The organism is Kineosporia rhizophila (assembly GCF_021277265.1).
GTDB classification, from domain to species: domain Bacteria; phylum Actinomycetota; class Actinomycetes; order Actinomycetales; family Kineosporiaceae; genus Kineosporia; species Kineosporia rhizophila.
Genome location: NZ_JAJSOH010000049.1, coordinates 24959 through 36716 on the forward strand (window position 1 = coordinate 24959; position 11758 = coordinate 36716).

Sequence of the window (11758 nt, forward strand, 5' to 3'; positions counted from 1 at the left end):
GGATACGACATGGATACAGACAGCAGGACGCCGCCCCTGGGGCGGTGGATGGGGCTGGCTCTGGAAGAGGCGGCGCTGGCCCCGGAGACCGGTGACGTGCCCGTGGGGGCGGTGGTGCTCGACGAGTCCGGGGTCGTCCTGGGCCGGGGTCGCAACGAGCGGGAGGCGAGGCAGGACCCGACCGGGCATGCCGAGCTGGTGGCCCTGCGCCGGGCCGCCGCCGCCGTGGGCAGTTCCCGGCTGGACGGCAGCACCCTGGTGGTCACGCTGGAGCCCTGTGCGATGTGTGCCGGGGCGATCGTCCTGGCCCGGGTGGCCCGGGTGGTGCTCGGCGCCTGGGACCCCAAGGCCGGAGCCACCGGTTCGACCCGGGACATCGTGCGCGATTCCCGGCTGAACCACCGGGTCGAGGTGGTCGGCGGGGTGCGGGAGGCGGAGGCGGCCGCGCTGCTCACTTCCTTCTTCGCGGCGCGTCGCTGATCTTGTGGTTGCGGCACAACCGGTTTCGGCGATCGATGGTCCGGACGGCGGGGTGGATTCGGTGAAGCGGCCCCTGGTTCGGTAAGGTTCTCCGCGGTGGCGTGTCCGAGCGGCCGAAGGAGCACGCCTCGAAAGCGTGTGAGGGTTTACGCCCTCCGTGGGTTCAAATCCCACCGCCACCGCCGACGAAGGGCGCGGTACCCCGATCCAGGGGTACCGCGCCCTTCGCTTTTGCTCTTCGGCTTCAGCGTGTCAAGACCGTTCGCCGATAAATGCATCGCGGGTGCAGAGAAAAGGCCGCATTGCCGTAGCGATGAATGACGGTGACATTTGATCCCGGAGAAACGCCTGGTATCCGCTGTGGTTCTGGAAACCCGAGGGAATCCGGTGACTGCAGCAATTCGGTGTGGCTGAATTCGGCGTCAATACCGGCGTGACCTCAGAGTCGCTTCAGGCCCTCGAGAACCCGCAGGGCAATGGCCACCCGGCTGTTCGGGTCGAGATCCTCGGGCAGGGGGATCGGCGGCGGTGGTGGTGGGGCCGGGGCTGCCGGCTTCTGCGGTTCGGCCTCGACCTCGTCCGTCTCCACCGCTCGCGGCCGCCGGCGAGGCAGTCGGTCCCGTGCCGGAGGGGTGGTGATGGGCTTGGAGGCGGTCAGGATCGCGGAGGCCGACACCGGGCGGTCGGCCGTGTCCAGCGGGCCGGTCTCCGGGGCCTGGGGCCGAGGGGCCGCCGGGATGTCGGTCGGCGCCGGGGCCGCCGTCCTGGTGGCCTCGGCCGGAGCCTCGGTGTGCACCAGCTTGGCCACTCCCGACGAGATCATCGAGGCGATGCTGGCCAGCGTTGCGGTGAGCGGAAGGCCGGAACGGCGGGCCAGCACCCGCGGGCTCTGGGCGCTGGTGAGGCGCCCGGTCAACGCCCATTCCTGGGAGTCGAGCACGACCGTCCGGCCGCGCGGCAGCCAGCACAGCCGGACCTCGTCGTCCGGGCTGATCCCGAGCCGCCGGAAATGGGCGATCAGATCGGTGATCTCGGCCAGCAGGTGCTCGACCGCGACCCGGCAGCGCAGGCCGGTCCAGTGCCGTCGGCCCGGCCGGAACAGGGGCCGCTCACCCTCGGCGCGGCGCCCGGTCAGCATCTCGACGCCGGCCTCGAGGATGGTCGAGCGGATCATCGAGGGTAGTTCGGGATCGGTGTCGCTGTTCTCGGGAACCGGTGGCACACCGATGGTCTCGGCGTAGGTCACCTCACCCTCGTGCAGGAAGAACGCGCCGCCGGGCAGGCCCCGCACCTCCAGGGCACCCGAGCTCCGGCTGATCGCGAGCACCCGCAGAACGTCGATCGCCGGATGCTCGGCTTCCTGGACCGTCATCGCGGGCAGCCGACTTTCGTTGAGGTGGACGGGTGGGGCGACCGGCTCGCGGCGACCGTGCTCGGCCGACGCGAACCGGGCCGGGGGCGGCTCAAATCGCGAGCTCGCCCTCGATGCGCTTGAGGTGGTGACGGGCCAGGGCCAGGTTGGCCTTGGTCTTGTCCAGCGCCAGGTACATGAACAGGCCGCTGGCCGCCTGCCCGCGGATCAGCCGGATGATGTGGTACTGCCGGCCCAGGGTGATCAGGATGTCGTCGATCGTCTCCTGCATCCCCAGCGACTCCAGGGTGCGCATCTTGGCCCGGACCACCTCGGTGTTGCCGGCCGAGGCAACCTCCAGGTCGAGGTACTTGCCGCCGCCCAGGCTTCCGAGCGACATTCCACTTCCGTAGTCGACCAGGCTCACGCCCAGCGCTCCGTCGATCTCCATGGCTTCTTTGAGGGCTGTGTCGATGTCCACGGGAAGAACTCCAGTCTCATTTCGACGGTGACACAAGCATGTGTCGGGTAAGGTCGGAGTGCCCGTTTCGGCGTATCACGCGAGTTCACCGGATGCGCTTGACAGGCTGCGGATCGAACCTGATGTAACGGGGCGCTTGTAACAATTCGTGAGCGGCAGAATACTGCACTCAGGCGGGGGCATCGTCAAGAAGTCGTGAAGAAGACGAAAGAGAATCGAGTTCGATATCTGTGCCTCGTGATAGCGATGTGATAGTGCTTTGCCGGTTGTCACAGCAGCCGCTGAGCAGGGTTTGATGCCGGTGAACGCACCACCAGCCTCCCTTGGCGTCCCCTCGGGCGGCTCCGACGCGGTCCATGCCGTCCTGGCCCGTTTGCAGAGCCTGGACGGGCTGGTCACCGCATGCCTGGTCGAACCGGATTCGGCCTTCGTGCTGGACACCGTCGTGGGCAAGCCCGCCAACGACGCCGACAGCGGTGCCGACGTGAGCGACCAGGGGGCGTTCGCGGCCACGATCTCCGCCGCGGCCAGCGACGTGGTCCAGGTGATCGGCCTGATGACGTCCAGCCTCGGCGACCCGGACGAACTGGAGGACGTGACCATCACCTTCGGCCGGCGCCACCACCTGATCACGCCTTTGCCCGAGGCCGGGGTGGATGGTCTGCTCGTGGTCGTGAGTCTCGACCGTGCGCGGACCAACCTCGCTCTGGCCCGGCAGCAGTTGCGCGCCCTGGGGCCGTTGCTCAGGCACGCGACCCAGCCCCCGGCGATCGAGTCCGGCAATGCCTCCTAGCGTCTGGGGGCGCTGGACCGGCCGGGGCCGCTCCAGCGAGAGCACCCAGCCACCGGTCCCGCCCCCGCCCGAGCCGGAGGAGACCGCCTACGACCGGCTCTTCGACCTGGCCGACGACCAGGCCACCGGCGCGCTGTACCTGAACGGCCGCTGGGGCGGGACGGTCTACCTGGTCAACGGCCGGATCGGCTACGTGGAGTCGGTGCTGACCCCGGGGATCGAGGCGTTGCTGCTGCGGCCCACCTACACCGACGAGCGCAGCTGGGCGCGGCTGGTCTCGTCGTTGCGCCGGGGCCGGATCGACGCGGCCGTATCGGCCGCCTCGCAGTTGCTCGGCGGCGAGGCCACCTCGGCCTTCGACGCCGAGGTGCTGCGCCGCACCGCGCTGGCCGATGCGGCGCTGGTCACGCTGGGCGCGGTGGTGCCCGATGCGACCGGCGCGGTGGCCCGGTTCCGCCCCGGTGCCTGGCACTGGTGCGAACCGGTGCGCACCTTCAGCGTGGCCGAGGTGCTCACCGAGGTGGAGCGCCGAAAGGCCGTGCTGGCCCGGATGACCCGCGGCGTGCGGATGGACGCCCCGATCCAGCGGGCGCCCCAGCTGCCGGTCGAGCGGATCCGGCTGACCGCCACCCAGTGGAACATCGCGGCCCTGGCCAACGGCACCACCACCCCGCTCGACATCGCCTGGATGCTCGGCCACGGCGTCTTCGCCACCACCGTCGCGATCCACCAGCTGGCCCGGCTCGGGGTGATCAAGGCCGGCCCGGCGCCCACCTCCACGGTGACGGTGCCGCCCAGCGCCGTGCCGCCCACCTCGATCCCGGTACCGGGGACCGCGGTGACCTCACCGAACGGGATCCGGACCGGGGTGGGAGCGCCCAGCCCGGCCCGGCACGTGCCCTCCTTCCTGCCCTCCCGGCCCCTGCGGATCGACCTGGACGCCGTCGAGGCGAGGCCGGCCGGAAGTGTCGGCAGCGTGGGAAGCGGGCACGCCTCGGTCTGAGCCGCCCGGTGCAGCGGCCGCTGCTCAGCTACGCAGTGGCCGGCCGAACACCGGCTGGCACCAGTGCCCGTCGGCCCAGCTGTGTTCCCACGGCCAGTGGCCGCCGTCGTCGGTGTAGACCACCTGCAGGGCCGGGACCAGCCCGGCGGAACTGGCGTAGATCTGCTGGGCCTGGGCCAGCAGCCGCGGATCGTGGACCCGGACCAGCTGCAGCCGATGATCCGGGCAGCACTGCTCGGCCAGCACGTCACCGTCGGCCAGCCGGAGCCCGGCCCGCACGTCCTCGGCCAGCTCACTTAGCAGCCCGGCTGCCTCTTCGGCCTCGAGCCCACTGACCACCAGCTCCGGATGACCGTGGAACCGAGTCAGCCCCACGGTGTAGGTGAGCCCGGCCTCGGCACCGCCCTCGACGTGGATCAGACCCCACCCGTGCACCTCGATGTCGCGCCGGCTCCTGGCCAGCAGCTCCTCTTCGCTCCACCCCTGGCACCTCAGGCACATGGCGACCCCCCGCCTGCTCGTCGAGCCGTTCGGTGGTGCCGTTGAGCACCACCTGATGACGTTTGACGACAGTACGCACCACCACCGACAGTCTTGCCCGTTCCGTCGTCCGGGCTCGGCCCGGGCCGCAGGGCGTGCTCTTTTGCGGGTCAGGTGGAGCCGGCGGGCCGGCAGCCGCGCGGAGTCGCGACCGGGGCGAGGGCGGCGGCGGCCCGGTCCCGGGTCTGCATCTGCCGGTAGCGGCCGCCGATCACCACGTCCACCGAGTGGTCCTCGCGCGCCTGGGGGTCCGGCAGCATCTTCACCTCGCCGGAGAACTGCAGGGCGACGGTGTGGGCCCGGATCTCGTCGCCTGCCCCGTAGCGGATCGACACGGCGGTGGCGATCACGCCGGTGGTGGGGTCGTTACCGATACCCAGCACCCGGAATCGGCGCTGCCGCAACTCTTTGGCCACGGCGTTGGCCAGACCGCGCCGGGCGGTCGCGTTGAACACGGTCACCGGAACCTGGTTGGGAGGGCTGACGGTCTGCGCCGGGCAGGGCGGACGCTGCCCCTGGGAGGGCCCGATGTTCCACCACTGCAACCAGTTCCCCAGTGCCCCGACCGTGACCAGCAGCACCACCACGAACAGGGCGGTGAACGTCAGTGCCTGCCGCCTGCGGGTGCGCCGGCGCCGTTCTTCGCGCGAGAGCACCTCGGTGCTGAACCCCATCGGCCACGCCCCCCTCGGGCACGGACGGCTCAGCTCCTGGGCGCAGCCCCCACTTTGCCGTCCTGAGCATCCACGACCAGCACCCGGGCGTGCAGCACGGGCCGCTGGTGCAGCGCGGCGCGGACCGCGCGGTGCAGTCCATCTTCCAGGTAGAGCGTGCCCCGGTACTGAACGACATGGGCGAACAGGTCACCGAAGAAGGTGGAGTCCTCGGACAGCAGAGCGTCCAGGTCGAGGGTGCGCTTGGTGGTCACCAGGTCGTCCAGCCGGACCTGGCTGGGGGGCACGTCGGACCACTGCTTGGACGTGCTGTACCCGTGGTCGGGATACGGACGGCCCTCGCCGACTGCCTTGAAAATCACCCTCGGGATTGTGTCGTCTCAGTCGTCCTCGGCGCCAGTTGCCTGACTCTGGGCCACCGGATCGCGACGCTTCGTCCTCAGAAGGGGGGGAGCTGCCCGGGTCGGCCCGTTCTCGCACGTGTCCGAGCGAGAACGGGCCGCCGCAGCTGGCGGAGGATAGGGGATTTGAACCCCTGAGGGCGTTAACCCAACCCGCTTTCCAAGCGAGCGCCATAGGCCACTAGGCGAATCCTCCGTGGGAGAGTCTAGCCACCTCCGGGGAGTGCTCGTGCACGTGGGGGGTTCCCGGCGGTTCGCGCCGTCCCCCGGAGGGCTCACCGGGTGGGGGTGGTCGGACGGCCCTTCCGGATTCGGTACAGTGATGCGCAGACCCCTCGTGCGGCGTCATCCAGCTGAACCCCCCCAGGGCCGGAAGGCAGCAAGGGTAGGCGGGCTCTGGCGGGTGTGCGGGGGGTCCTTTTCTTTGCCTGGCCGGCCCGCCCGGTACGGGCATTCGGGTGCAGTTGTCCCCGACCTCGGATCGGACCTGAACGGGCCCGCCCGACTGGCCTAGGCTGACGGCCGTGACGACTGCTCTCTACCGCCGTTACCGGCCCGAGTCCTTCGCCGAGGTGATCGGTCAGGAGCAGGTCACCGGTCCGCTCTCGGTGGCGCTGAACAAGAACCGGGTCAACCACGCGTACCTGTTCTCCGGCCCGCGCGGTTGCGGCAAGACCACCAGCGCGCGCATCCTCGCCCGCTGCCTGAACTGCGAGCAGGGCCCCACCTCCACCCCCTGCGGGGTCTGCCCGTCGTGCGTCGACCTGGCCCGCGGCGGTCCCGGCAGCCTCGACGTGGTGGAGATCGACGCGGCCAGTCACGGTGGTGTCGACGACGCCCGTGACCTGCGCGAGCGCGCGGCCTTCGCCCCGGTCCGGGACCGCTACAAGGTCTTCATCATCGACGAGGCGCACATGGTCTCGCCGCAGGGCTTCAACGCCCTGCTGAAGATCGTCGAGGAGCCGCCGGAGCACATCCGGTTCATCTTCGCGACCACCGAGCCGGAGAAGGTCATCGGCACGATCCGCTCGCGAACCCACCACTACCCCTTCCGGCTGGTCCCGCCCGAGCGGCTGACCCAGTACCTGGCCGAGCTCTGCGAGCGGGAGGACGTGCAGGTCGGCAAGGGGGTCCTGCCGCTGGTGGTGCGGGCCGGCACCGGCTCGGTGCGGGACACGCTGTCGGTGCTGGACCAGCTGATCGGCGGCTCCGGCGAGGAGGGCCTGACCTACGCCACCGCGATCGGCCTGCTCGGCTACACCGACTCGACCCTGCTCGACGACGTGGCCGACGCCCTCGCGGCGGGGGACGGGGCCACCGTGTTCCGGGTGGTCGACCGGGTGATCGAGTCCGGGCACGACCCCCGGCGCTTCGTCGAGGACCTGCTCGAGCGGCTGCGCGACCTGCTGGTGGTGGCCGCGGTCCGGGACGGCGGGCACGCGGTCTTCCGGGGCATGCCCGACGACCAGCTGGAACGGCTGCGCAACCAGGCCGCCCGGTTCGGGGCGGCCGAGCTGTCCCGGGCCGCCGACGTGGCCAACGCCGCCCTCACCGAGATGACCGGCGCGACCTCCCCCCGGCTGCAGCTGGAACTGCTCTGCGCCCGGTTGCTCCTGCCCGGCGCCGACGACGAGCAGCGTGGTCTGGGCGCCCGCGTCGACCGCCTCGAACGACGGATCAGCTCGGGCCTCGCGCCGGCCGCCGGTACGGCCGCCACCGTCCCCGCAGTCCCCGCCGTTGCCCCGGCCGGCCCGGCTCCGGTGGTCGCCGATCCGGCGAGCCCGCAGGGCAGGTCTTCGGGGCTGGCTGCCGTGCGAGCCGCGATCGGTCGCCCGAACGGCACCGGCACTGCACCCTCCACGGGCGCCGAGGCAGGTTCCGGCCAGGTCGGCGAGAGCAGTTTGAAGACGTCGGTGGGCCCCGGGCCCGAAGGTTCCGGTCTGATTCCTTCCGCGGCACCCGCTCCGGTCGAGGCCACCCCGCCGCCCGCTCCGGCGGCCGCCGCGCCGCACTCCGCGCCCCCGGCTCCCCAGAGCGCTCCGGCCGCTCAGCCGGCCCCGTCCGCTCCCGCGGCGCAAGCCGGTGGGGGTGACCTGGAAGCGGTCCGGCACAACTGGACGGGCGTGCTCGACGCTGTGCGCTCGATCAAGCTCAGCACCTGGGCGCTGGTCTCGCCGAACGCCCAGGTGCTCGACTACGACGGGCGCCGGCTCCTGCTCGGGTTCAGTTCGGCCGGTCTGCTGCAGACCTTCGGCCGGGGCCCGCACGCCAACTTCATGCGGCAGGCCGTGCACGAGGTGATCGGCCTGGAGTGCGTGGTCGAGGCCATGGTCACCAGCGAGTTCCGTGGGGGAGGTGGTGGTGACGCCCGCCCTAGCAACCCGCCCGGGCCGCCCGCGCCGCCAGGCGGTCCCTCAGCCGCCCCCGCAGCTGCCCCCTCGGTAGCTCCGGCGGTGGCCACGCCGATGGCCTCGGCCGCGTCCACCCAGCCGACCGCACCGGTGGCCTCGCACCCGGCTCCCCAGCCCCGCGCGGCCTCCACCGGGGGCTGGGCCGAGCGTCCTTCCAACCCGACCGCGCCGCAGGCCTCGGCCTGGAGCGAGGTTTCCCAGAACCCAGCCGCCCAACCCACCCAACCCGTGGCTGGAACCGGCTCAGAAACGTCCTCAGGCGGGGTCGGGGTTGCCACGCGACCGGCGCCCCCCGCTGCCACGCCGGCCCCCACCGCTCCGGCGGCCCCGGCCGCTGCGCCTACCCCGCAGCAGAAGCCCCCGGCGGCCCAGCCTCGTTCGGGGGGCGCGGCAGCGGCCCGAGCGGCGGCTGCGGCCGCGGCCGCCCGGGCGCAGAACCAGAACGGCCGCGCACCGGGCGCTGCCCCGGCCGAGAACCGGTCCGGCCGCAACACCGGGCCGGAAGAAGACCGGGGCATGCCCACCCCACAGGCCACCCCCTACGACGACATCCCGCCCGACCTGAACGAACCCATGCGGGAAGACGAGGCTCCGCCGGACGCGGGCTGGTCCACTCCGCAGTCCCGGCGCCCCCAGCCCAAGGAGGCGGCCGAGCCCGACCGGCGGCCGAAGGGGCGCGTGGTCGACCTGGCCAACGACATCGTCAGCGCCGACGACGCCGACTTCGACGCCTCCCCGCTGGTGGGCGTCCAGGCCGTCGAGCAGCTGCTCGGCGGTCGTGTGATCGAGGAACGGGAACTGTGAGCGCACTCTCCGGCATCGACGACTGGGAACAGCTCTGGGGAGTACCGAACACGGCCGCCGCCGTGGTCACCGCCACCGGCGGGGTCGAGGCCGCCCGGGGCGAGGCGGACCGTGAGTTCGCCCTCGCCTCGGTGACCAAGCTGCTCACCACCTACGCCGTCCTGGTGGCGCTGGAGGAGGAGGCGCTCGCGCTCACCGACCCGGCCGGGCCCGAGGGCGCCACGGTCGAGCACCTGCTGGCGCACACGGCCGGCTACGGGTTCGACTCCGGCTCGGCCCCGGTGGCCCGGCCCGGTGCCCGCCGGATCTACTCCAACCAGGGCATCGAGGTGCTCACCGAGCACCTCGCCCAGGTCACCGGCATCCCGTTCGTCACCTACCTCACCGAGGCGGTGCTCACCCCGCTGGGCATGAGCAGCACCTCGCTGCCCGGGTCCCCGGCCGCCGGCGGTCGCAGCACCGCGGCCGACCTCACCCGGTTCGCCGCCGAACTGCTCGAGCCCCGGCTGATCGCCCGGCAGACCCTCGACGAGGCCGTCCGCGTGCACTTCCCCGGCCGGGCCGGCATCCTGCCCGGCCTGGGCCGCTTCGACCCGCTCGACTGGGGGCTGGGCTTCGAGCGCAACTTCGCCCGCCCCGGGCACTGGGCCGGGAGCCGGGTGTCGGCCGGTGCGTTCGGTCACTTCGGCGCAGGCGGCACGTTCCTGTGGGTCGACCCGGAGCCCGGCCTGGCCTGCGTTTGCCTGTCCGACCTGGCCTTCGGCGACTGGTCCCGGCAGGCCTGGCCGGCCCTGGGCGACGAGGTGGTCACGGCACACCGGCCCTGAACCGGGCGACGCCGTCGTTCCCAGCACGTAGGCTCGTACCTGTGTATGAGGGCGTGGTGCAGGACCTGATCGACGAACTGGGACATCTCCCCGGCGTCGGTCCCAAGAGCGCGCAGCGGATCGCGTTCCACGTCCTGCAGTCCGACCCGGTCGACGTGCGCCGGCTGGTCGCCGCCCTCACCGAGGTGATCGAGAAGGTCCGGTTCTGCGTCGTCTGCGGCAACGTCTCGGCCGACGAACTGTGCCGGATCTGCAGCGACGCCCGGCGCGACGGCACGGTGCTGTGCGTCGTGGAGGAGTCGAAGGACGTCGTCGCGATCGAGAAGACCCGGGAGTTCCGCGGCCGCTACCACGTGCTCGGCGGGGCGATCAGCCCGATCGAGGGCGTCGGCCCGGACGACCTGCGGGTCAAGGAGCTCGTCACCCGGCTGGCCTCGGGCGAGGTCACCGAGATCATCCTCGCCACCGATCCGAACCTGGAGGGCGAGGCCACCGCGACCTATCTGGCCCGGCTGCTGAAGCCGATGGGCCTGAAGGTCACCCGGCTCGCGTCCGGGCTGCCCGTCGGGGGGGACCTGGAGTACGCCGACGAGCTCACCCTGGGCCGGGCCTTCGAGGGGAGAAGACTGCTCGATGTCTGACGAGAACAACGGGTTCGACCCGCTCCAGCGGCCCACCACCGGCCGGGACGCCTTCGGCCGGCCCACCGGGCCGCGTGGCCGTCACGAGGCCCTGGCCGGCTCGATCCCGCAGGCCCGCACCCGCGGCAGCGCCTCGATCGACCTGACCGACGAGCGCGCCGACGAGGCACGTGAGCTGCACCACCTGGCCGACGAGACGGCCACCGACGCGCAGACCTACCTGAACGCGCTCACCGAGGTCGCCGCCGGTTCGTCCCCGGACACCGCGATCCCGGTGCTGCTGCTGGCGGTCTCCCAGATCCTGCTCGGCGGGGCCCGGCTGGGCGCGATCACCGACGTGGTGCCCAGCGAGCGGTTCGAGCCGGACGCCGGGCCCGACCCGGACATCGACCCGCTGCGCACCGGCCTGGCCAACCTGCTCGAGGGCCTGGACGAGTACGCCGACATCGTCGACCCGCTGACCTCCGGCGAGCTGATCCGCGGCATCCTGTCCGACGACCTCGCCGACGTGGCCGCCGACCTGGCCCACGGCCTGCGGCACTACCGCGACGGCCGGGTCGACGAGGCGCTGTGGTGGTGGCAGTTCTCCTACCTCTCCACCTGGGGCGTGCGGGCCACCAGCGCGCTGCGGGTGCTGCAGTCGATGCTCGGTCACCTGCGGCTCGACGTCGAGGAGGACACCGTGGCCGATGCGGAGTTCGAGGCCCTGAACGTCGATTGATCCGGCGAATCTCCCGTGCGCCCGGACGATTTGGGGACCAACTCGGCATTGACCGTGCATCTCACCTGCCGAAATGCCCCGCCGGACAACGGTCGGGGGATCGGTAGAATGGGCGGCGTCAGCAAGCCCTTCCAGTAGCTAGGAGCGACCCGGTGAGCTTGGTCGTGCAGAAGTACGGCGGTTCCTCCGTCGCCGATGCCGAGAGCGTCAAGCGGGTCGCCCGCCGGATCGTGGACACGCGAAAGCAGGGGCACGACGTCTGTGTCGTGGTCTCCGCCATGGGTGACACCACCGACGACCTGATCGACCTGGCCGAGAAGGTCTCTCCGCTGCCGCCCGCCCGCGAGCTCGACATGCTGCTCACCGCCGGTGAGCGCATCTCGATGGCGGTGCTGGCGATGGCGATCGCCGCGCTCGGCCAGGAGGCCCGCTCGTTCACCGGCAGCCAGGCCGGGGTGATCACCGACGGGGTGCACGGCAAGGCGCGCATCATCGACGTCACCCCCGGCCGCATCCGGGCCGCGCTCGACGAGGGGCACATCGCCATCGTCGCCGGCTTCCAGGGTGTGAGCCAGGACACGAAAGACATCACCACGCTCGGCCGCGGCGGCTCCGACACCACGGCGGTCGC

13 protein-coding genes, 2 tRNA genes and 1 other RNA gene are annotated in these 11758 nt (G+C 71.9%); 10 read left to right on the plus strand and 6 right to left on the minus strand.

The features are described from left to right. Positions 1-9: 9 nt before the first annotated feature. A complete protein-coding gene (locus tag LWF15_RS34460) occupies positions 10-480 on the plus strand; it encodes a nucleoside deaminase (RefSeq protein WP_232815204.1) in 471 nt (156 codons plus the stop codon). 95 nt (positions 481-575) lie between these two features. Further along, positions 576-662 (plus strand) — tRNA-Ser (locus LWF15_RS34465). Between the two features lie 257 nt (positions 663-919). Here the strand turns inward: LWF15_RS34465 and LWF15_RS34470 are convergent. Both LWF15_RS34470 and LWF15_RS34475 read right to left on the minus strand, forming a co-directional pair. Beyond that, positions 920-1852 (minus strand): DUF4388 domain-containing protein, encoded by a 933-nt coding sequence (locus LWF15_RS34470; protein WP_232815205.1) that lies wholly within the window; start codon positions 1850-1852, stop codon positions 920-922. A 91-nt stretch (positions 1853-1943) separates the two neighbouring features. Further along, entirely contained in the window at positions 1944-2312 is a 369-nt protein-coding gene (locus LWF15_RS34475; RefSeq protein ID WP_232815206.1) for a hypothetical protein, read from the minus strand. A gap of 301 nt (positions 2313-2613) precedes the next feature. Here LWF15_RS34475 and LWF15_RS34480 point away from each other — a divergent pair, with 301 nt between their 5' ends. Both LWF15_RS34480 and LWF15_RS34485 read left to right on the plus strand, forming a co-directional pair. Further along, positions 2614-3105, plus strand: coding sequence for a hypothetical protein (locus tag LWF15_RS34480; RefSeq protein WP_232815207.1), 492 nt, complete (start codon positions 2614-2616; stop codon positions 3103-3105). Continuing rightward, entirely contained in the window at positions 3095-4108 is a 1014-nt protein-coding gene (locus LWF15_RS34485; protein WP_232815208.1) for a hypothetical protein, read from the plus strand. Before LWF15_RS34480 ends, LWF15_RS34485 begins: the two co-directional genes overlap by 11 nt. Positions 4109-4132: 24 nt before the next feature. Here the strand turns inward: LWF15_RS34485 and LWF15_RS34490 are convergent, their stop codons facing one another. The 4 genes from LWF15_RS34490 to LWF15_RS34505 form a co-directional block, all read right to left on the minus strand. Beyond that, positions 4133-4609, minus strand: a complete 477-nt coding sequence (locus tag LWF15_RS34490) for a DUF4262 domain-containing protein (RefSeq protein ID WP_232815209.1) — start codon at positions 4607-4609, stop codon at positions 4133-4135. A gap of 149 nt (positions 4610-4758) precedes the next feature. Continuing rightward, positions 4759-5322, minus strand: a complete 564-nt coding sequence (locus tag LWF15_RS34495) for a LytR C-terminal domain-containing protein (RefSeq protein ID WP_232815210.1) — start codon at positions 5320-5322, stop codon at positions 4759-4761. Positions 5323-5351: 29 nt separating this feature from the next. Next, positions 5352-5684 (minus strand): type II toxin-antitoxin system VapB family antitoxin, encoded by a 333-nt coding sequence (locus LWF15_RS34500; protein WP_232815211.1) that lies wholly within the window; start codon positions 5682-5684, stop codon positions 5352-5354. Between the two features lie 147 nt (positions 5685-5831). Then, positions 5832-5919: transfer RNA gene (locus LWF15_RS34505), tRNA-Ser, on the minus strand. Positions 5920-6049: 130 nt separating this feature from the next. Between LWF15_RS34505 and ffs the strand changes: the two genes are divergently transcribed. The 6 genes from ffs to LWF15_RS34535 all read left to right on the plus strand — a co-directional run. Continuing rightward, positions 6050-6146, plus strand: an RNA gene (gene ffs / locus LWF15_RS34510) — signal recognition particle sRNA small type. Positions 6147-6247: 101 nt separating this feature from the next. After that, positions 6248-8938 (plus strand): DNA polymerase III subunit gamma and tau, encoded by a 2691-nt coding sequence (locus tag LWF15_RS34515; RefSeq protein WP_232815212.1) that lies wholly within the window; start codon positions 6248-6250, stop codon positions 8936-8938. Beyond that, positions 8935-9765: a serine hydrolase domain-containing protein gene (locus tag LWF15_RS34520; protein WP_232815213.1), complete on the plus strand. Its 831-nt coding sequence runs from the start codon at positions 8935-8937 to the stop codon at positions 9763-9765. Before LWF15_RS34515 ends, LWF15_RS34520 begins: the two co-directional genes overlap by 4 nt. A 41-nt stretch (positions 9766-9806) precedes the next feature. After that, positions 9807-10406, plus strand: a complete 600-nt coding sequence (recR, locus tag LWF15_RS34525) for a recombination mediator RecR (protein WP_232815214.1) — start codon at positions 9807-9809, stop codon at positions 10404-10406. Then, entirely contained in the window at positions 10399-11127 is a 729-nt protein-coding gene (locus tag LWF15_RS34530; protein WP_232815215.1) for a DUF5063 domain-containing protein, read from the plus strand. The genes recR and LWF15_RS34530 overlap by 8 nt, the downstream gene beginning before the upstream one ends. Before the next feature lie 152 nt (positions 11128-11279). Then, on the plus strand, positions 11280-11758 hold a 479-nt coding region (locus tag LWF15_RS34535; protein ID WP_456298980.1), incomplete at its 3' end, for an amino acid kinase family protein.